Origin of the sequence: Halorubrum sp. SS7 (genome assembly GCF_005435055.1) — an archaeon.
GTDB classification, from domain to species: Archaea; Halobacteriota; Halobacteria; order Halobacteriales; family Haloferacaceae; genus Halorubrum; species Halorubrum salinarum.
The window spans coordinates 79,118-95,906 of sequence record NZ_SGXV01000006.1 but is presented as its reverse complement, the minus strand read 5'-3'; the positions used below and the strand labels follow the sequence as shown (position 1 = coordinate 95,906).

16 protein-coding genes and 1 tRNA gene are annotated in these 16,789 nt (G+C 71.1%); 5 read left to right on the top strand and 12 right to left on the bottom strand.

Annotated elements, in window-relative coordinates:
* Window positions 1-16: 16 nt before the first annotated feature.
* Window positions 17-2,395 (bottom strand): amino acid permease, encoded by a 2,379-nt coding sequence (locus EXE44_RS08690; protein WP_137716827.1) that lies wholly within the window; start codon window positions 2,393-2,395, stop codon window positions 17-19.
* A 196-nt stretch (window positions 2,396-2,591) separates the two neighbouring features.
* Here EXE44_RS08690 and EXE44_RS08685 point away from each other — a divergent pair, with 196 nt between their 5' ends.
* On the top strand, window positions 2,592-3,701 hold the full coding sequence (locus EXE44_RS08685) for an alanine--glyoxylate aminotransferase family protein (RefSeq protein WP_137716826.1): 1,110 nt from the start codon (window positions 2,592-2,594) through the stop codon (window positions 3,699-3,701).
* Window positions 3,702-3,734: 33 nt separating this feature from the next.
* Here EXE44_RS08685 and EXE44_RS08680 read toward each other — a convergent pair whose 3' ends face one another.
* The 3 genes from EXE44_RS08680 to EXE44_RS08670 form a co-directional block, all read right to left on the bottom strand.
* Entirely contained in the window at window positions 3,735-4,025 is a 291-nt protein-coding gene (locus tag EXE44_RS08680; protein WP_137716825.1) for a hypothetical protein, read from the bottom strand.
* A 67-nt stretch (window positions 4,026-4,092) separates the two neighbouring features.
* Window positions 4,093-4,392: a DUF424 domain-containing protein gene (locus EXE44_RS08675; RefSeq protein WP_137716824.1), complete on the bottom strand. Its 300-nt coding sequence runs from the start codon at window positions 4,390-4,392 to the stop codon at window positions 4,093-4,095.
* Window positions 4,393-5,274, bottom strand: coding sequence for a tetratricopeptide repeat protein (locus EXE44_RS08670; protein WP_137716823.1), 882 nt, complete (start codon window positions 5,272-5,274; stop codon window positions 4,393-4,395).
* Window positions 5,275-5,382: 108 nt separating this feature from the next.
* On the opposite strand from EXE44_RS08670, the gene EXE44_RS08665 reads away from it, so the two are divergent.
* Together EXE44_RS08665 and EXE44_RS08660 are read left to right on the top strand one after the other, a co-directional pair.
* Window positions 5,383-6,081 carry an SdpI family protein gene (locus tag EXE44_RS08665; protein WP_137716822.1) on the top strand — a complete coding sequence of 233 codons (699 nt, stop codon included), beginning with the start codon at window positions 5,383-5,385 and terminating at the stop codon, window positions 6,079-6,081.
* Between the two features lie 84 nt (window positions 6,082-6,165).
* Window positions 6,166-6,828, top strand: a complete 663-nt coding sequence (locus EXE44_RS08660; protein ID WP_137716821.1) for a hypothetical protein — start codon at window positions 6,166-6,168, stop codon at window positions 6,826-6,828.
* Between the two features lie 39 nt (window positions 6,829-6,867).
* Here the strand turns inward: EXE44_RS08660 and EXE44_RS08655 are convergent, their stop codons facing one another.
* The gene (locus tag EXE44_RS08655) at window positions 6,868-8,190 is read right to left on the bottom strand and encodes a M20/M25/M40 family metallo-hydrolase (RefSeq protein ID WP_137716820.1); all 1,323 of its coding nucleotides are present in this window, start codon (window positions 8,188-8,190) and stop codon (window positions 6,868-6,870) included.
* A gap of 105 nt (window positions 8,191-8,295) precedes the next feature.
* Here EXE44_RS08655 and EXE44_RS08650 point away from each other — a divergent pair.
* Window positions 8,296-8,369, top strand: a tRNA-Lys gene (locus EXE44_RS08650).
* Window positions 8,370-8,705: 336 nt separating this feature from the next.
* Here the strand turns inward: EXE44_RS08650 and EXE44_RS08645 are convergent.
* From EXE44_RS08645 to EXE44_RS08615, 7 genes are all read right to left on the bottom strand, one after another.
* Window positions 8,706-9,362, bottom strand: a complete 657-nt coding sequence (locus EXE44_RS08645; RefSeq protein WP_137716819.1) for a lactate utilization protein — start codon at window positions 9,360-9,362, stop codon at window positions 8,706-8,708.
* A 309-nt stretch (window positions 9,363-9,671) separates the two neighbouring features.
* The gene (thsA, locus tag EXE44_RS08640) at window positions 9,672-11,324 is read right to left on the bottom strand and encodes a thermosome subunit alpha (protein WP_137716864.1); all 1,653 of its coding nucleotides are present in this window, start codon (window positions 11,322-11,324) and stop codon (window positions 9,672-9,674) included.
* A gap of 527 nt (window positions 11,325-11,851) precedes the next feature.
* The gene (locus EXE44_RS08635; protein WP_137716818.1) at window positions 11,852-12,394 is read right to left on the bottom strand and encodes a KH domain-containing protein; all 543 of its coding nucleotides are present in this window, start codon (window positions 12,392-12,394) and stop codon (window positions 11,852-11,854) included.
* 103 nt (window positions 12,395-12,497) lie between these two features.
* Window positions 12,498-13,484 carry a serine/threonine-protein kinase Rio1 gene (gene rio1, locus EXE44_RS08630; RefSeq protein ID WP_137716817.1) on the bottom strand — a complete coding sequence of 329 codons (987 nt, stop codon included), beginning with the start codon at window positions 13,482-13,484 and terminating at the stop codon, window positions 12,498-12,500.
* A gap of 66 nt (window positions 13,485-13,550) precedes the next feature.
* Complete coding sequence (gene hjc, locus EXE44_RS08625; RefSeq protein ID WP_137716816.1) at window positions 13,551-14,102, bottom strand: Holliday junction resolvase Hjc; 552 nt, start codon at window positions 14,100-14,102, stop codon at window positions 13,551-13,553.
* Window positions 14,103-14,185: 83 nt separating this feature from the next.
* Window positions 14,186-14,557, bottom strand: a complete 372-nt coding sequence (locus tag EXE44_RS08620) for a rhodanese-like domain-containing protein (RefSeq protein WP_137716815.1) — start codon at window positions 14,555-14,557, stop codon at window positions 14,186-14,188.
* A gap of 70 nt (window positions 14,558-14,627) precedes the next feature.
* The gene (locus EXE44_RS08615; RefSeq protein WP_137716814.1) at window positions 14,628-15,182 is read right to left on the bottom strand and encodes an NADPH-dependent FMN reductase; all 555 of its coding nucleotides are present in this window, start codon (window positions 15,180-15,182) and stop codon (window positions 14,628-14,630) included.
* Window positions 15,183-15,326: 144 nt separating this feature from the next.
* Here EXE44_RS08615 and EXE44_RS08610 point away from each other — a divergent pair, with 144 nt between their 5' ends.
* Window positions 15,327-16,730: a phosphoglucomutase/phosphomannomutase family protein gene (locus tag EXE44_RS08610; protein ID WP_137716813.1), complete on the top strand. Its 1,404-nt coding sequence runs from the start codon at window positions 15,327-15,329 to the stop codon at window positions 16,728-16,730.
* Window positions 16,731-16,789: the final 59 nt, after the last annotated feature.

Sequence of the window (16,789 nt, the reverse complement as noted above, 5' to 3'; positions counted from 1 at the left end):
GAGAGAGGAACCGCGGTCAGTCCGCGTTCGACTCCTCGCCCGCGCCCTCGTCGATCTCGGGCGTCGACGGCTCCGGTTCGACGCCGGTGTCCGCCGGCGGCTCCTGGACGTCTGCGACGTCCGGCGACCCCGTTCCGCTCCCGAACAGCCGGTCGAGGATGCCGCGGTCGCTGCGCTTCTCCGCGAGCAGCACGGAGCACTCCACCTCGTTGAGCACGTCTAACACCAGCGAGCCGCGGACCAGCCGCGAGAGCAGCCCCTTCTGCGTCGCGCCGATGATGAGCATCGTCGCGTCGCGGGCGGCCCGCTCGATGCTGTCCTCCACGTCGCCGGTCTCGATCCGCAGCGTGGCGTCCGAGAGGTCGTGCGCGTCGGCCCACTCGGCGAGGAACGCGCGGCCCTCCTCCTCCTCGCCGTCCTCGGCGACGTGGAGCAGGGTGACCTCGCCGTCGAACTCCGCCTGGAGCATCTTCGCGACCGCGCCGGAGAGGTCCGAGGCCGGGCCCCCCGCGGTCGGCACGAGGATGCGCGAGGCGTCGAACCCGCGGTCGCGGAACACGAGGAAGTCCGAGGGGAGCGAGTACGCCAGCTCGTCGACGGCGGACTCGGCGCGACCCGGCGCCCCGTGGGAGTCCTTCCCCCAGCCCATCACTGTCATGTCGGCGCCGTAGGTGCGCGCGGCGTCGAACACCTCCTCGAACACGCGGTGCGATAAGACGACGTGGGTCTCCACGTCGACGCCGAACGTCTCGGCGTCCTCGCGGGCCTGGTCGAGGAGGCCGTGGGCCGCCTCGTGGGCGCCGCGCTCGCGGGCCGCCTCCAGGGAGGTCTGGTCGGGGACGTTCGCGATGTTGACCGCGACGACGGTCCCGTTCCGCTGCTTGGCGATGGCCGAGGCAAGCGTGATCAGGTGCTCCTCGGTCGCGGGGTTCGCGAGCGGGACCATCACGCGGTAGTCGTCGCCGCTCGGCTGAACGGCGGTCGCCGCCGAGACGGCCGGCTCGGGCAGGTCCTCGGAGCGGTCGAGGATCCACGTCCCGAGCACGCCGCGCGACTCCACCTTCCCGCGGGCGTACAGTAGGTACCAGAGCAGCGCGAAGACGACGAGGCCGGCGGACAGCAGGATGATCGTCGGGTCGATGTAGTAGATCAGCGCGAACGACGACACGGCCCCGATGATCGGGACGACGGGGTAGAAGGGGACCTCGAAGTCGGGGTCGTAGCCCTCGACCTCCGACTCGCGCATCACGATGAGCGCGAGGTTGAGCAGGCCGTACACCACGAGGTGGAGCACGGAGCCCATCGTCGACAGCGACTCGACGCTCCCGGCGACGAGGAAGAGGACGATGAGCGCGCCGGTGAGCGCGATCGACTTGTACGGGGTCCCGAACCGCTCGTGGATCTGGTTGAGCTTCGGGGTGACGATCTTCTCGCGGCCCATCGCGAAGTTGATCCGGGACGACGAGAGGATCGACGCGTTCGCGGAGGAGGCGGTCGCGAGCAGCCCGCCGATCAGGAGCATCGCTGCGCCGACGGCGCCGAGCGAGAAGCCGAACAGCGAGTACTCGCCGAACAGCAGGCGTGCGGCGTCGACGACCGCGGTCTCGTTGTTCGCGACCAATTCGTTCGGCACCGCGGCGAGCAGCACGAGGAGGAACAGCGCGTAGACGACCGTGACGATGATCACCGAACCGAGGACCGCGAGCGGGAGATTCCGTCCGGGGTTTTTGATCTCCTCGGCGACCGAGGTGATCTGGACGAAGCCCAGGTACGAGACGAAGATGATCCCGGTGACCGGGAGCACCTCGCTCGTCGTGCCCGGCGGGGCGAGCGGGCGCAGCGACGACATCTCGGCGTTCAGCAGGCCGACGACGGTGAAGACGGCGAGGATGCCCAGAAGCGACATCACGATGACGATCTGGAGCCCGCCGGTCTCCTTCGCGCCGAAGTAGTTGACGGCGATGAAGAGCAGCGCGCCCGCGAGGCCGATCACCTGCGCCGCCTCCAGCGTCACCGGGCCGAGCCCGATCGGCCCGAGGCCGACCAAGGCGTTGACGTACTCGCCGAAGCCGTACATGTAGAACGCCGACGCGAACGCGAGCCCGAGCCAGTTCGCCCAGCCCGCGACGGAGCCGAACATGGGGCCGAGCGCGCGGTTGACGTAGAAGTACGCCCCGCCGGACTTCGGCATCGCGGTCCCGAGCTCGGAGGCGGACAGCGCGGTGAACAAGGCGATCACGCCGCCGAGGACGAAGGTGAACGCCGCGAGCGGGCCGGCGCGGGCGACCGCGGTGCCGGGCAGCACGAAGATCCCGGCGCCGATCATCGTCCCGATCCCGATGGTGAGCGCCGCGAGCGGGCCGAGGTCCTTCGCGAGCTCCTCGTCGCCGCTCACGGCGGCCCACCTCCGGCGGTTGCGACTCTCGGTGCGTGTATCATACCACATTTCTGTCGTCCGGTCGTATAAACCCGGTTGATCCGGGCGACGGCGCCGTTTCCGTGAGGCGACGGCGACCGCGCGTCGCGCCTTTTGAACGGAACACAAGGACCATACCCTCACGCGTCCCCGTACGATCTAACAGGTGGATCCCGTGACGAAGAAACGCGAATACCGCGACGACTACGACGACAAGACGCTGTTCATCCCCGGCCCGACGGAGGTCCGCGACGACGTCATCGAGGCGATGGCCGAGCCGATGTTCGGCCACCGGATGGACCGGATGACCGACCTCTACACCACCATCGTCGAGGACACGAAGGAATTCCTCGGCACCGACAACGAGGTCGTAATCCTCACCGGCTCCGGCACGGAGTTCTGGGAGGCGACGACGCTCAACCTCGTCGACGAGCACGTCCTCGTGCCGACCTGCGGTGCGTTCAGCGAGCGCTACGCCAACGTCGCCGAGCGCCTCGGGAAGACCGTCCACCGCCTGGAGTACGAGTGGGGCGAGGCGGTCAAGCCCGAGGACGTGCGCGACGCGATCGAGTCCGCAGACGTCCACTACGACATGGTCGCGGGCGTGATGAACGAGTCCTCCACGGGCGTCCGGAACCCGATCGAGGAGATCGGTGAGGTCCTCAAGGAGTACCCGGACACCTACTTCGCCGTCGACGCCGTCTCCTCGCTCGGCGGCGACTACGTCGACATCGACGAACACGGGATCGACGTGATCTTCGCGTCCACCCAGAAGGCGTTCGCGATGCCCCCGGGGCTCGCCGTCTGCGTCGTGAGCGACGCCGCCTACGACCGCGAGGTCGAGAAGGGCGACTCCTCGTGGTACGGCGGCTTCCGCCGCACCATCGACTACTACGACCGCAAGGGACAGACCCACTCGACGCCCGCGATCCCGATCATGTTGGCGTACCGCACGCAGATGAAGCGCATGCTCGACGAGGGGCACCGCGCCCGCGACGAGCGCCACCGCGAGATGATGGAGTACGTCCACGACTGGGCCGACGAGCACTTCGCGATGTTCCCCGAGGCGGGCTACGAGTCGCAGACGGTCGCGTGTATCGAGAACACGCGGGGGATCGACGTGGCCGCGACCATCGAGGAGGTGAACGAGGAGTACGACATGGCCTTCTCGAACGGCTACGGCGACCTCGGCGAGGAGACGTTCCGGATCGGGCACATGGGCGAGCACACGGTCGAGAGCGTGAAAGCGCTCACCGACGCCATCGAGGACGTGGCGGACCTGTAATCCGGCGCCCGCACCGACCGAAGTCGAGCCGCGTCAGTCCCCGTCGCGGTCGGCGACGAGCTCGATCCGGTAGATCCGGCCGCCCGCCGCCGTCCGCTCGGTGCCGACGACGACGAAGGCGTGGTCGCCGACGTCGACGATGTCGCCCGTGTCGAGCGGCTCCGTCGGCTCGTCGTCCGTTTCCTCCCCCGCCCCGCTCTCGACGGCGTCCGCGCCGACGCCGAGCGCCGCCGCTCCCCGGTCGATCGCGCGTCGCCAGAAGGCGTCCGAGGGCGGCCGCGGCCCCACCCGCGACGCCAGTTCGCTCCGCGTGAGTCGTCTCATCGGATCCGCCTCGTCGCGCGCGCCCTTAGCCGGTTCGGATCCCGGCGAGACGGCGCGGGGGCGGCCGTTACAGCCAGAGCAACTGCGCGTGCCGCGTCCCGTCGAACTCCAAGACGGTCTCCTCGTCGACGAGGCCGGCCTCGACGGCGACCTCGACCGCCTCGGTGCCGACGATGTTCGCGACCTGCGCGCGCCGGAGGCCCTCGACCACCTCGTCGGCGGTCGCCTCGACGGCGTCGTCGCCGCCGTAGAACTCCTCGCTCACGGTGAGCGTCGCGCGCCCGTTGTCGTACGTCTCGCCGAGGCAGTCCGGGTCGCAGACGGAGACGAGCCGTCCCTCGGCGGTCTCGCGCTCGCGGAGCAGCATTCAGAAGCCCTCGGGCCCCTCGCCCTGAAGCTCGCGCTCCGGGCCCTCGTCGCCGCCGCGACCGCCGGCACCGGGCTCGCCGCCCGGTCCGCCGCGACCGCCCCGCGGAGGCTGGCCGCCCGGCCCGGGCGCCTGCCCGGTCTGTTCCTCGACCATCTGCTCTTCCGCCTCGCGGCGGAGCTCCTCGGCGCGGTCCGCGACCTCCTCGGCCTGCTCGTGGTCGCCGGCCTCCTCGAGGGCGCGGGCCTTCTCCTCTAAGACGCCCGCGTCGCGGTAGCCGAGACGGATCGCGTTGTCGAAGCACTTGACGGCGTCCTCGGCGAGGCCGCGCTCGACCAGGAGGAACCCCCGGTTGTACCACGCCTCGGCGAAGCGGGGGTCGGTCTCGACGGCGCGCTCGGCGTGTTCGAGCGCCTGCTCGCCCCGGCCGGACTCCCAGAGCGCGTACGCGAGGTTGGTCTCGGCGGTCGCGGCGTGCTCGGACTCCTCGTCGATGCGCAGCGCCTCCTGGTAGGCGCCGATGGCCTGGTCGAACTCCTCCAACTGGGCGTGGGCGGCGCCCTTGTTCACCCAGGCCTCCTGGGCCTCCAGCGAGTCCTCCTCGGCGAAGTTGGCGGCGCGCTCGAACGTCTCCGTCGCCTCCTCGAAGCGGTTGATCCCCATGTAGGAGAGCCCCACGTCGATCAGCTGCTCGACGTCGACGTCCTCGCTGCCGATGTTCCGGCGGTCCAGTTCCTCCGTCAACACCCGGGAGTCGACGGGGTCGACGCGGCTCGGGTCCTCGCCCAGCTCGGGCGGGTCGAGCGTGAACGCGTCGTAGTCGGCGTCGACGCCCTGCCCCGAGGAGAACTCGTGGCCGTCGTCGTCGCGTTCGTCGGTCATACGCCCGGATTGGCGGTCGCGACGCGTAAGGGTTGCGTCGTGCCGGGCCCGCGGGGGCGACTCTCACGGGTGAAGCTTTTCATCGGTGGGGCCCGTCTCTCCGCGCGTATGCCCTCCGACTCCCGACTCTCCACGCGGCTCCGGTTCGGCGTCGCTGGCCTCCTCGTCGCGGTCGGCGCCGCCGCCAGCCTCGCGGTCGCACCGGACCTCCCCGAACAGATGGTGACGCAGTGGAACGGCGCCGGCGAGCCGACCGGAACCCTCCCGCGAACGCTCGGGATGTGGTTCGTGCCGGGGCTCGCGGCCGGACTGATCGGCCTGTTCGCGCTGCTCCCGCGGATCGACCCCCTCGGGGAGAACATCGCCGCGTTCCGCGTCCACTACGACCGGTTCGTCGTCGTGTTCACCGCGTTCCTCGTCGCCGTCCACCTCGCCGTGCTCGCCGTCAACCTCGGTTACGCGGTCGACGTGACGACGCTCGCCGTGGCCGGCGCGGCCGCGCTGTTCTACTACCTCGGGACGCTGCTCCCGCACGTCGAGCCGAACTGGTTCGTCGGGATCCGGACGCCGTGGACGCTCAGCGACGACGCGGTGTGGGACCGGACCCACGCGCTCGGCGCGCGGCTGTTCAAGCTCTCCGCCGCGATAGCGGTCGTCGGCCTCTTCGCCGGCGAGTACGCGGTGTACTTCCTCGTCGGGCCGGCGCTCGCGACCGCCGCGGTCACCGTCGCGTACTCGTACGTCCTGTACGCGAGAGGGCCGAACGAGGGTGACGACGGCGACGCCGCGGCCCGAACGGCGAAGTAGGGCCCGCGCCGAGGGGCGTCCCGCGTTCGGGCGAGTTCCGCCCCGGTGCCCGGCGTTTATACCTGCGGCCCCGAAGGGACGTGTATGACCGAGGAGTCACGCGCTGACCGACGGTCGCCCGTCGGCGAACCGGTGGTCCGGTCGGACCCGGCGGTGACGGGCGACCGGGCCGCGGACGCGGTGGGGTTCGACCCGAACGACCCCGACAGCGTCGCGGAGGCCGCGGAGACGGTGGCCCGCTTCGCGGCCGGCGACGTGAGCGACGACGACAACGTCCTGATGCTGCGCGGCGCCGCCGCCTGCGCGGCGCTCGTCCGCGGCGTGGGGTCGTACAAGGAGGCGGCCGAGCGCGCGGGCGAGGGCGTCTCCGTCGCGTTCATCCGCAAGTGGGCGCGGGTCCACGACCTCCCGCAGGCGATCCGGCGGCAGGTCGCCAACGGGCGGATCGCGCCAAGCGCCGCGAAACACGTCGCGCGGCTCGGCGGGCGGGACCGCTACCTGCTCGCGTGGGCGGCGATAGACGGGGACCTCACGGTCCGCGAGGTGCGCGCCGTCGCGTCGGCGGTCAGCGACGGGGCGGACGTCGAGGCCGCGGTCCGCGACGCCGGCGTCGAACTCGGCCGGCTTCAGCTCCGGCTCCCGGCGGACACCTACGTCGAACTGCGCCGCCGGGCCTCGATGGAGAACGTCGAGCCGGGCGCCATCGTCGCGTACGCGCTCGACGAGTACCTCGGTGACGACCGGTAAAACGACCCGACGACGACCGAGGGGACCGCGCGTCGCCGGCTACGCGGCGTAGTCGTTCGCGAACCGCTCGGCGGCGGCGGCGACGGCGTCCCGCGCCGCGACGACCTCCTCCCACGCGATCGTCTCGTCCGGGTAGTGCGCCTCGTCGATGGTGCCGGGACCGAACAGCACCGCCGGGATCCCGGCGGCGACGAAGTGCCGCGAGTCCGCGCCGTACGTCGCGCCCCGCGGCTCGACGTCCGGGAGGCCGGTCGCGGCGAGGCCGGCGCGAACCGCCTCCACGACCGGCTCGTCGACGGCGATCTCGGCCGGCTCGAACTGGACCGAGAACCGCTCGAACCGAGGCGGGTGCTCGCGCAGCCAGGGGTCGTCGGCCGCGACCCGGTCCAGCCGCTCGCGGAACGCCGCCTCCACCTCGGCGACGGTCTCGCCGGGCGCGACGCCGATCCGGAACTCCGCGTCGAGCGTCGCCGGGACCGTCGAGGCCCACGAGCCGGCCTCGACGCGGCCGCAGACGACCGGCCACGGGACCGGGAACGACTCGTACAGCGGGTGCGACACCGACTCGGCGCGCTCGGCCTCCAGCTCGGCGAACGCCTCCCGCACGGCCTCGAACCGCGGGAGCACGTCCTCGCCGCGCCACCGGGTGGCCGCGTGCGCGCTCCGCCCGTCGATCTCCAGCCGGGCCATGAGCGACCCCTCGCAGGCGACGACGGGGCGCAGCTCGGTCGGCTCCGCGACGATCGCCGCGTCGCGCTCGAAGGGGTACGGGCTCGCGAGCGCGGCGGTCGCGGCGCCGTAGCCGCCGTCCTCCTCGCCCGCGACGGCCTCGACGACGAGCCGGAGCCCGGACGGCGGCAGGTCGACCGAGCCGTCCGCGACCCCCTCGCGGACGGCCACCGCGGCGCCGACGCAGGCGGCCAGCCCCGACTTCATGTCGGCCGCGCCGCGGGCGGTGAGCGTCTCGCCGTCCGCGTCGCGACCGGGTGGCGCGTCTCGGGCCGCGGCGTCGCCCCAGACCGGCTCGAACGGGTCGCTCGACCACTCGGTCGGCTCGGCGGGGACGACGTCGAGGTGGCCGTTCAAGACGAGGGTGGGGACCAGGTCGTCGCCCGCGTCGCTCGCGCCGCCGAGTTCGAGGACGCCCGCGACGCTGCGCCGCCCCTCGACGGCCGCCGCGTCGAGGTCGTCGGGGAAGGAGGGGTGGTCCGCGAGGACGGCGGGGTCGGCGTCCCAGGCGTACGTCTCGAAGCCGAGGTCGGCGAGTCGCTCCGCGACGAACGCGGCCGCGGCCGCCTCCTCGCCGGCGGTCGAGCGGTGCCGACAGAGGTCGGCGGCGAACGCGCGCATGTCGAAGTCCATGGTCGCGGCGACGGCGGGGGCCGGGAAACCGTTTCGGGTGGCGACGCCGACCCCTACCGCGGTTCTAAACGTTTATCCGTCGGCTGACCCTACGGCAGTTCGTCTGGGCCGGTAGCTCAGTTAGGGAGAGCGTCCGGCTTTTAACCGGACGGTCGGGGGTTCGAATCCCTCCCGGCCCGTACAGCGAGACGGTGAGCAGCGCGAACCGTCGAGCGAACCGGTCGGGAGGGATTCGAAGAGACCGGTCGCGCGCAGCGAACGGAGTGAGCGAGCACGTCCGGGCGTAGTTCGAATCCCTCCCGGCCCGCTGTACCGCCGCGAGCGAAATCGCGAGCGGCGGTGCTGTGCTGAGGGGGGATTCGAATCAAGGAGCGGGAGGTGAGCGAGCGTAGCGAGCGAACGGGAGTGATCGTGGTTCGAATCCCTCCCGGCCCGTACAGCGAGACGGTGAGCAATTCTGCGAGTCGTGAGGCCGTCGAAAGGGGGAAGAAAGCGCGTGGAGCGTCGGCGCGGGCTCAGTACCCGAGCTGCTCGCGCACGAGGACGACCGTCGTGCGGCCCTCCTCGGCCTCGCGGCGGTAGATCAGCTGCTTCGCGATGGCGGACTCGACGCCGTACGCCTCCTGCGCGCGCTCGTTCTCCAGCGGGTACGCGACCGACTCGAGCCGGTCGAGGGCGTCGTCGAGCGTCGGAACGATCTTGTTGATCCCGGTGACGATGACGACGTTGCCCGCCGCGAACGGGTACGCGCCGATCCGGCTGCCGGAGAGGTCGGCGGCGACGAGCTCGCCCGTCTGCGCGACCGCGTTGATGCCGCCGAGGAAGTAGTCCGCGGTCTGCGACTCGCGCCGCGCGGCCTGTCGCTCCGCGTCGTCGTCGATGCCCCAGATCTGGTCGGGGAGGCTCTCCCACTCGTGGTCGCCCTCGCTCAGGAACTCGTCGAACCCGATCTCTTCGAGCGTCGTCGAGTGCCCGTTCATCACGGAGACTCCGGCGGGGATCCGCGACGTCACGGTCTCCAGCGCCTCGTCGGCGTCGTCGACGACGACCACGTCGAAGCCGCGCTCCTCTAAGTTCGCGACCGTCTCCTCGACCGTCTCGTCGTCGGGGAGTTCGTCCAGTTCCGCGTCGATATCGGCGTCGTCTGCGTAATCGGCCTTCTGCTGTGGCATGGTGAACGTGAAAACCTCGTCGGGCGAACGGAGGGCCGGGAGTCACTTAACCGCTCGCGGACACCGCCGTCCGGTGGTTACGCGGGTGTTACCCTCGTGTCGCGCAAGCCGAATGTGGGGGTCGGTAGCGCGGGACTCGGTTGGGAGAAGTAGGATCCGGACCGAGGAACGAGCGCGTCGCTACGCGGGTCCGGTCGTCGATAAAAGTCGCGTGTCGTCGGGCCCGAAGGGGCGCGCGACGGTCGGTCTGCGGACGGTTCGGCGAAGCGGCTACGGTCAGGCTGGGGGTGTGAAGGCGTTAACCGAACTTCACATCGCGCCGCCCATACCGCCCATGCCGCCCATGCCGCCGCCCATGCCGCCGGGCGCGCCGCCGGGGCCGCCGTCGTCGCCGCCGTCGTCGGTGCTGCCGCCCTTGAGGTCGCCCGCGGCGATGACGTCGTCGATGCGGAGGATCATGACGGCCGCCTCGGTGGCGGACTCGATGGCCTGGGTCTTGACGCGGAGCGGCTCCACGACGCCCTCGGCCTCCATGTCGATCACGTCGCCCGTGTAGGCGTCGAGACCGGCGCCGAACTCGCCGCCGTCGTGGCGGGAGCGGAGGTCGACCAGCGAGTCGATGGGGTCGAGGCCCGCGTTCTCGGCGAGGGTGCGCGGGACGACTTCTAAGGCGTCGGCGAACGCCTCGACGGCGAGCTGCTCGCGGCCGCCGACGGAGTCGGCGAAGTCGCGGAGCTGCAGCGCCAGCTCGGCCTCGGGGGCGCCGCCGCCGGGCAGCACCTTCCCGTCGAGCAGCGTCGTGCGGACGACGCCGAGCGAGTCGTCGATGGCGCGCTCGACCTCGTCGACGACGTGCTCGGTGCCGCCGCGGAGGATGAGGGTGACGGACTTCGCCTCCTCGACGTCCTCGACGAAGATGCGCTCGTCGCCGCCGATGTCCTTCTGGGCGACGGAGCCGGCGAAGCCGAGGTCGTCCGTCTCGATGTCGTCGAGGTTGGAGACGACGCGGCCGCCGGTCGCGCGGGCGAGGCGCTTGAGGTCGTCGGACTTCGCGCGGCGGACGGCGAGGATGCCCTCCTGCGCGAGGTAGTGCTGCGCCATGTCGTCGATGCCGTCACCGACGAAGACGACGTCGGCGCCGATCTCGGTCAGGTGGTCGACCATCTCGCGGAGCTGCTCCTCCTCCTGGTCGAGGAACTGCTGGAGCTGGTCGGGGTCCGTGACGTTGACCTCGGCGTCGATCTCCGTCTCCTTCACTTCGATGGCGCCGTCGAACAGCGCGACGTCGGCGTCCTCGACCGCGAAGGGCATGTTCTCGTCGACGCGCTCCTTGTCGACGATGACGCCCTCGACGAGCTCGGACTCGTCGATGGAGCTGCCGACGACCTTCTCGACGGAGACGTTCTCCGTGTCGATGCCGTCGTCGTCCTGGACCGCGAGGACGGCGTCGACGACGAGCTCGGCGAGGAGGTCCTTGGAGTTCTCCGCGCCCTTGCCCGTCATCGCCGTCTCGGCGATCTGGACGAGGGTGTCGCGGTCGTCGGCGGAGACGTCGATGGCCTCCTCGTCGAGGATCTCCTTGGCCTTCTCGGCGGCCTGACGGTACCCCTGCGCGAGGGTCGTCGCGTGGATGTCCTGGTCGAGGAGCTCCTCGGCCTGGTCGAGGAGCTCACCGGCGACCACGACCGCGGAGGTGGTGCCGTCGCCGACCTCCTCCTCCTGCGTCTCGGAGACCTCGACGATCATGTTGGCCGCCGGGTGGTCGATGTCCATCTCTTTCAGGATGGTGACGCCGTCGTTCGTGACGACGACGGACCCGCCGGAGTCGACGAGCATCTTGTCCATCCCTTTCGGGCCGAGTGTCGTGCGGACGGACTCCGCGACAGCCTTCCCGGCCGTGATGTTCATGTTCTGCGCGTCCTTGCCGGACGTGCGCTGCGACTCCTCGGAAAGTACGATCATGGGCTGGTTGCCCATCCGCTGTCGCTGAGACATAATCAACCTTTGATTGTTTGTGATTCTATATAAACCCTTCGCTCGTATCGTGCGAAACCGCAACACGGAGGGGGCGTATAGCCCGGTATGAGGTGCGTTCACACGCCCCTTTATATAGAACTCCAGATCGACTGCTGTCCGGTGGTCGTTTATAAACGAACGGCGGTGGCGCGTGCCGGTGAGCGGCCGGCAGGCCGCGAACCGCACGCGCGAGGGAGTCGCTGGCTCCGGAGCGAAGCGGAGGGTGCCAGCGACGAGGCTGGGGAGGCGTGAGGTGAGGTTGCGGTGGCGGTCGGATGGGACTCAAAGGGGCAGTCGCGAGGCCGGAGTAGGCGACGTAAGCACCGCAGCGAGCGAAGCGAGCGAGGAGCGCAACGAGCGTACTCCGGCCTCGCGACTGGGGCATTGGCGGTGATCGCCGCGTTGTCAGTAACGACGGTTTATAAACGAACAGCGACGGCGAAACCGACCGCAACGCCGGGAAGTCCGTTCGCTTACTGCGGCGCGTTGAAACTCACGTCGTCGTCGAGCTCGTTCGACATGCGCTCCAAGTACGAGTACACCGCGCCGTGCGGAGCGCCGTCGAGCAGCATCCCGACCGCCCGCCGGACCACTTCCAGTTCCTCGGGCTGGCCCACGGCGCCAACCGTCGAGCCGTAGACGACGACGTTCGCGCCCGACAGCTCCTCGATCAGTTCGCGCGTGCGACCGTTCTCGCCGATGATCCGGCCCTTCTTGCGCTGGAGATCGTTGTCGTTTCGGGTGTGTTCCGACAGGTCGATGAGATCGAGTGTCCGGAGGTCGTGGTCGAGGATCGACAGCGCCGTCTCCGGCTTGAAGCCGCGGCCGATCGCCTTGATCACGTCGGGGGCCACCATCGCCGCGACCGGGTCGTCGCGCTCCTCGATGGCGACGCTCCCGGACTCCGAGTCGATGTCGAGCCGCACGTTCGCCCGCTCTTCGATCTCCCGCATCGTCTCGCCGCCGGCGCCGATGACGACGCCGATACGGTCCTGCGGAACCGTCACGTGTTGCATGCCACGGGATACCCGGCGGAGCCTTTTAAGCGTGTTCCGCCGCGGCCGGTGTGTGGCCGCGTGACGGTGGTCTTCGGCCGCTTGCGGCGGAGCCGGCGTCGGTCTACTCGGTCGCCCCTTCGCCCGACTCCGGTTCGCCGTCCGACTCCGGTTCGCCGTCCGTTCCCGGATCACCCGTCGGGTCCGGCTCGGGCTCCGTCACGTACGCGCGGAGGTCGTCGGGGTCGACGTCGATCCCCTGTCGCGTGAAAAAGGTCGCCACGTTCTCGCAGTCCCGCGTCAGGAACTCGCCGGCGTTGGGGTGGTGGACCGTCACCGCCTGCCCGAGGTCGATGATCACCAGCTCGCCCTCGTGGATGATCATGTTGTACTCCGAGAGGTCGCCGTGGATCAGCCCGGCGCCGTACAGGCGGCGCATGTACTCGCGGACGACCTCGTAGGCGGTCTCGGGGTTCTCCACGTCGACCTCGCTCAGCCGCCGGGCGCGGTCCTCGGCGTGGCCGACCAGCTCCATCACGAGGACGTTCCGCTGGACCGCGATCGGTTCGGGGACCCGGACGCCCGCCTTGCGCGCGCGTTCGAGGTTCGCGAACTCCTTGCGGGTCCACGCGAGCACGACCGCCTTCTTGTCGCTCGCGATCCCCTCGAAGCGCGGGTCGCCCTCCAGGTACTCGCGCATCTGCCGGAAGTTCGAGGAGTTGATCCGGTACACCTTCACCGCGACCTCGCGCTCGGGCGTGACGCCCTCGGGGCCGCCGCCGGCCGCCTCGGACCCCGGCTCCGGTCGCTCACCGGCCTGCCCGCCGAGCGCCTCGAAGACGCTCGCCTCCTTCCCCGTAGACACCGGCCCGCCGAACGCGTCGACGTAGCCGTCCTGGACCAGCTTGTACACCGCCGCCAGCGTGGCGTCGTCGAACACCGACTCCTGGAGCTTGAACTGTTCGGTGTCTTTGATCCGCTTGCGGAACTCGTCGAACTCGCGGTCCTGCCGCCGGGCGATCCGGTCGGCCTCGGTGTCGGAGACGTCGAGCTGCTCCCACTCGTCGCCGGGCTGGTCCGCCGGTTCGAGCAGGCCGAAGTCCTCGCTCATTCGTCCCGGAGTTCGACGCGGCGAGGGATAAGCGAGGGGGTCGCGGGGCGCGGGAGGTCCGCCGCGCTACAGCACGTCGAGCGCGTCCTCGACCGGCATGTGGCCGTCGCGGACGGCCTCTAAGATCGTCCGCCGCTCCTCGGTCTCGGGATCGACCTCGTCCGCGTCGCCGTCGGCGTCCCCGCCGACCTCGCCGAGCGTCACCTTCTCGGTCTCGCCGACGAACTCGGGGAAGTCGGTGCCGTCGGCCAGGGCTTTCTCCTTCTTCACCCGGTAGGACCCGGCGTCGGTGGTGTAGAGGTCGCCCGGGTGGAAGAAGTACCAGTCCTCGCGGTCGAACCGGACCGCGATCCGGGCCTTCGCGCCGAAGTTCCGCGCGAAGAAGAGGAGCGCCTCCACCTCCTCGCCGGTGAGGTAGATGGGGTCGCCCGCGCTCGACTTCGCCTCGATGGCGTAGAACGTCTCGCCGTCGCCCGCGAGCACGTCGGGCAGTTCGCGCTCCGTGGCGGAGCCGCTGGCCGGCGCGCGCATCACGGCGAACCCCGCCTCGTCCAAGGCGTTCACCAGCTCGCGCTCGCGGCGGTCCCCCTTCCGGTTAGCGGACACGGTCGTCGTCACCCGGTTCGGTCATGGGCGCCGTAGGCGCGAGGCGGGCAAAAGGGCGGCGGGTTCCGGCGCCCGGGCGCCGCGACCGCGCGCCGTCACCCTCGCAGCCACCACCACAGCGACCGGAGCCTGTAGCCGAGCGACCCGCGCTGGTACCCGTTCCAGCCGCTCATGCCGCCGGCGAGCGTCGACGCCTCGTAGCCCGCCTCGTCGAGCACGCGAGTCGCGCGCTTGGCGACGATCCCCATCTTACAGACCGTGACGACCTCGCGGTCGTCGGGGACCTCGTCGAGCCGGCCGCGGAGCGCGTCGTCGTCGCCGCGCCGGAGGTCGTCGTACACGGGCACGTTCAGGCTCCCGTCGATCGCGCGGCGCCCGTAGTCCGACTCGGGTCGAATGTCCAGCAGGAACGGCTCGTCGTCGGTCCCGAGGCGTTCGGCCAGTTCGTCCGGGCGGATGCGGCTCATGGGCGGACGGTCGGCCCCGCGGGGGAAACGCCTGCCGACCGCGGCCGGCGCTCGGCGGCCGGCGCCGCTCTCACTCCCGCATGCGCTCGGCGTGTTCGACGACCACCCGCCCCAGCCGCTCGGTGCGGCGCCGGAGGTCCTCGTCGGTGATCCGCGGTCCGCGGTCGGGGGCGGCCGCCGCCGTCTCGACCTTCGAGGAGGCGCCCTGGATCCCGACCTCGTGGGGGACGGTCCACGCGTGGACGTTCCGGAACGTCGACCGGAGGTGTTCCAAGGTCCCGCCGTAGGAGCCGCCGCCGGCGGTCGCGAGCAGCCCCACGGCCGTGTCCGCGTACTCGTCGGAGCCGCAGAAGTCGTGGAAGTTCTTGAACGTCGACGAGTAGGAGCCGCGGTAGACGGGCGTGCCGGCGAGGACGCCGTCGGCCTCGCGGACGCGGCGCTTCAGGGCCTCGCTGTCGCCCTGCGCGCCCTCGTCGGGGTGGTACAGCGGGAGGTCGACGGCCGCGAGGTCGATCAGGTCGGTGTCCGCGCCGGCGTCGGCCGCGGCGTCGAGCGCGACGCGGAGCGCGGCCCGGGTGGTGCTGTCCGCGCTCCGGCTGCCGGAGACGGCGGCGATTCGGGTCATACAGCGGGTTCGAGGTCCGGCCACAAAAACGCGGTCGATCGACGGAGCCGCCGGGGCCTCACCGCGCTCCGCCGCTCGCCGGGCCCGTCGCAAGCCTCGCGACCGGCACGGGGCATTATTGCCCTCGCCGCCGACGTGGCCGGTATGGACGAGATTGCCTTCGGCACGGACGGCTGGCGCGCGACGCTCGACACCTTCACCGACGAGCGCGTGCGGATCGTCGGGCAGGCGGTCGCCGACCACCTCGAGGCCGCCGGTCACGACGAACCGGTCGCCGTGGGGTACGACGCCCGCGAGACCTCCGAGGGGTTCGCCGAGAGCCTCGCCGAGGTGCTCGCCGGCAACGGCTTCGACGTAATCCTACCCGAGCGCGACGCGCCGACGCCGGTCATCGCCCACGCCATCGTCTCCCGCGGGCTCGCCGGGGCGTGTATGGTCACCGCCTCGCACAACCCGCCCGAGTACAACGGCGTGAAGTTCATCCCGCACGACGGCGCGCCCGCGCTCCCCGACGTGACCGAGGACGTCGTCGACCGGCTCGCGGAGCCGGACCTGCTGCCCGAGTCCGAGCGCGGCGACGTCGAGCGCGTCGACCTCGTGAGCGACCACGCCGACGCGGCCCGCGAGGTGGTGGGCAACCTCGCCGGGGCGGGAGGCGGCGTCGACCTCTCCGGGCTCACGGTCGCGTACGACGCGATGCACGGGAGCGGGCGCGGCGTCACCGACGCGCTGCTCGAATCCGCGGGCGCGGAGGTCGTGCGCCTGCGCTGCGAGCGCGACGTGACGTTCGGCGGCGACTCCCCCGAGCCCTCGGCCGAGCACCTCGGGGCGCTGGCCGACCGCGTCACCGACCCCGACAGCGACGTGGACCTCGGGGTCGCCAACGACGGCGACGCCGACCGGATCGCGGTCGTCACGCCCGACCGCGGCGTCCTCGACGCGAACCTCTTCTACGCCGCCTGCTACGACCGCCTGCTGGAGGCCGACTCCGGGCCAGCGGTCCGCACCGTCTCGACGACGTTCCTCATCGACCGCATCGCGGAGGCGCACGGCGAGGAAGTGTACGAGACGCCGGTCGGCTTCAAGTGGGTCGCCGAGGCGATGGGCGAGCACGACGCGCTGTTCGGCGGCGAGGAGTCGGGCGGGTTCACCCTCCGCGGCCACGTCCGCGAGAAGGACGGCGTGCTGATGGCGCTGCTCGCGGCCGCAACCCACGCCGCAGAGCCGTTCGACGCGCGCGTCGACCGCCTGCTCGACGAGCACGGCCACATCGCGGCCGGCAAGGTGTCCCTCGACTGCCCGGACGACCGGAAGGAAGGCGTCCTCGACGAGCTGGAGGACCACATCCCGGAGTCCGTCTGCGGCTCGCCCGTCGCGAAGGTCGTCACCCTCGACGGGTTCAAGCTCCTCTTGGAGAGCGGCTCGTGGCTGCTCGTCCGCCCATCGGGCACGGAGCCGAAGCTGCGCGTGTACGCCGAGGCGGACTCCGAGGCCGCCGTCGACGAGCTCCTCGACGAGGGGCGGGACCTCGTCGAGCCGCTGGTCTGAGAACGGGGCGGGCCGACCGATCGGAGCCCCGGCCGCCCGGACGAGTTTTAGTTCCGCCT

Coding starts and splice junctions, on each gene's coding strand:
- EXE44_RS08665 (WP_137716822.1), top strand. CDS start 5,383: ATGCCCTCCGACTCCCGACTCTCCACGCGGCTCCGGTTCGGCGTCGCT.
- EXE44_RS08680 (WP_137716825.1), bottom strand. CDS start 4,025: ATGAGACGACTCACGCGGAGCGAACTGGCGTCGCGGGTGGGGCCGCGG.
- EXE44_RS08620 (WP_137716815.1), bottom strand. CDS start 14,557: ATGAGCCGCATCCGCCCGGACGAACTGGCCGAACGCCTCGGGACCGAC.
- EXE44_RS08655 (WP_137716820.1), bottom strand. CDS start 8,190: ATGGACTTCGACATGCGCGCGTTCGCCGCCGACCTCTGTCGGCACCGC.
- EXE44_RS08610 (WP_137716813.1), top strand. CDS start 15,327: ATGGACGAGATTGCCTTCGGCACGGACGGCTGGCGCGCGACGCTCGAC.
- EXE44_RS08670 (WP_137716823.1), bottom strand. CDS start 5,274: ATGACCGACGAACGCGACGACGACGGCCACGAGTTCTCCTCGGGGCAG.
- EXE44_RS08615 (WP_137716814.1), bottom strand. CDS start 15,182: ATGACCCGAATCGCCGCCGTCTCCGGCAGCCGGAGCGCGGACAGCACC.
- EXE44_RS08635 (WP_137716818.1), bottom strand. CDS start 12,394: ATGCAACACGTGACGGTTCCGCAGGACCGTATCGGCGTCGTCATCGGC.
- EXE44_RS08675 (WP_137716824.1), bottom strand. CDS start 4,392: ATGCTGCTCCGCGAGCGCGAGACCGCCGAGGGACGGCTCGTCTCCGTC.
- thsA (WP_137716864.1), bottom strand. CDS start 11,324: ATGATCGTACTTTCCGAGGAGTCGCAGCGCACGTCCGGCAAGGACGCG.
- EXE44_RS08645 (WP_137716819.1), bottom strand. CDS start 9,362: ATGCCACAGCAGAAGGCCGATTACGCAGACGACGCCGATATCGACGCG.
- rio1 (WP_137716817.1), bottom strand. CDS start 13,484: ATGAGCGAGGACTTCGGCCTGCTCGAACCGGCGGACCAGCCCGGCGAC.
- EXE44_RS08660 (WP_137716821.1), top strand. CDS start 6,166: ATGACCGAGGAGTCACGCGCTGACCGACGGTCGCCCGTCGGCGAACCG.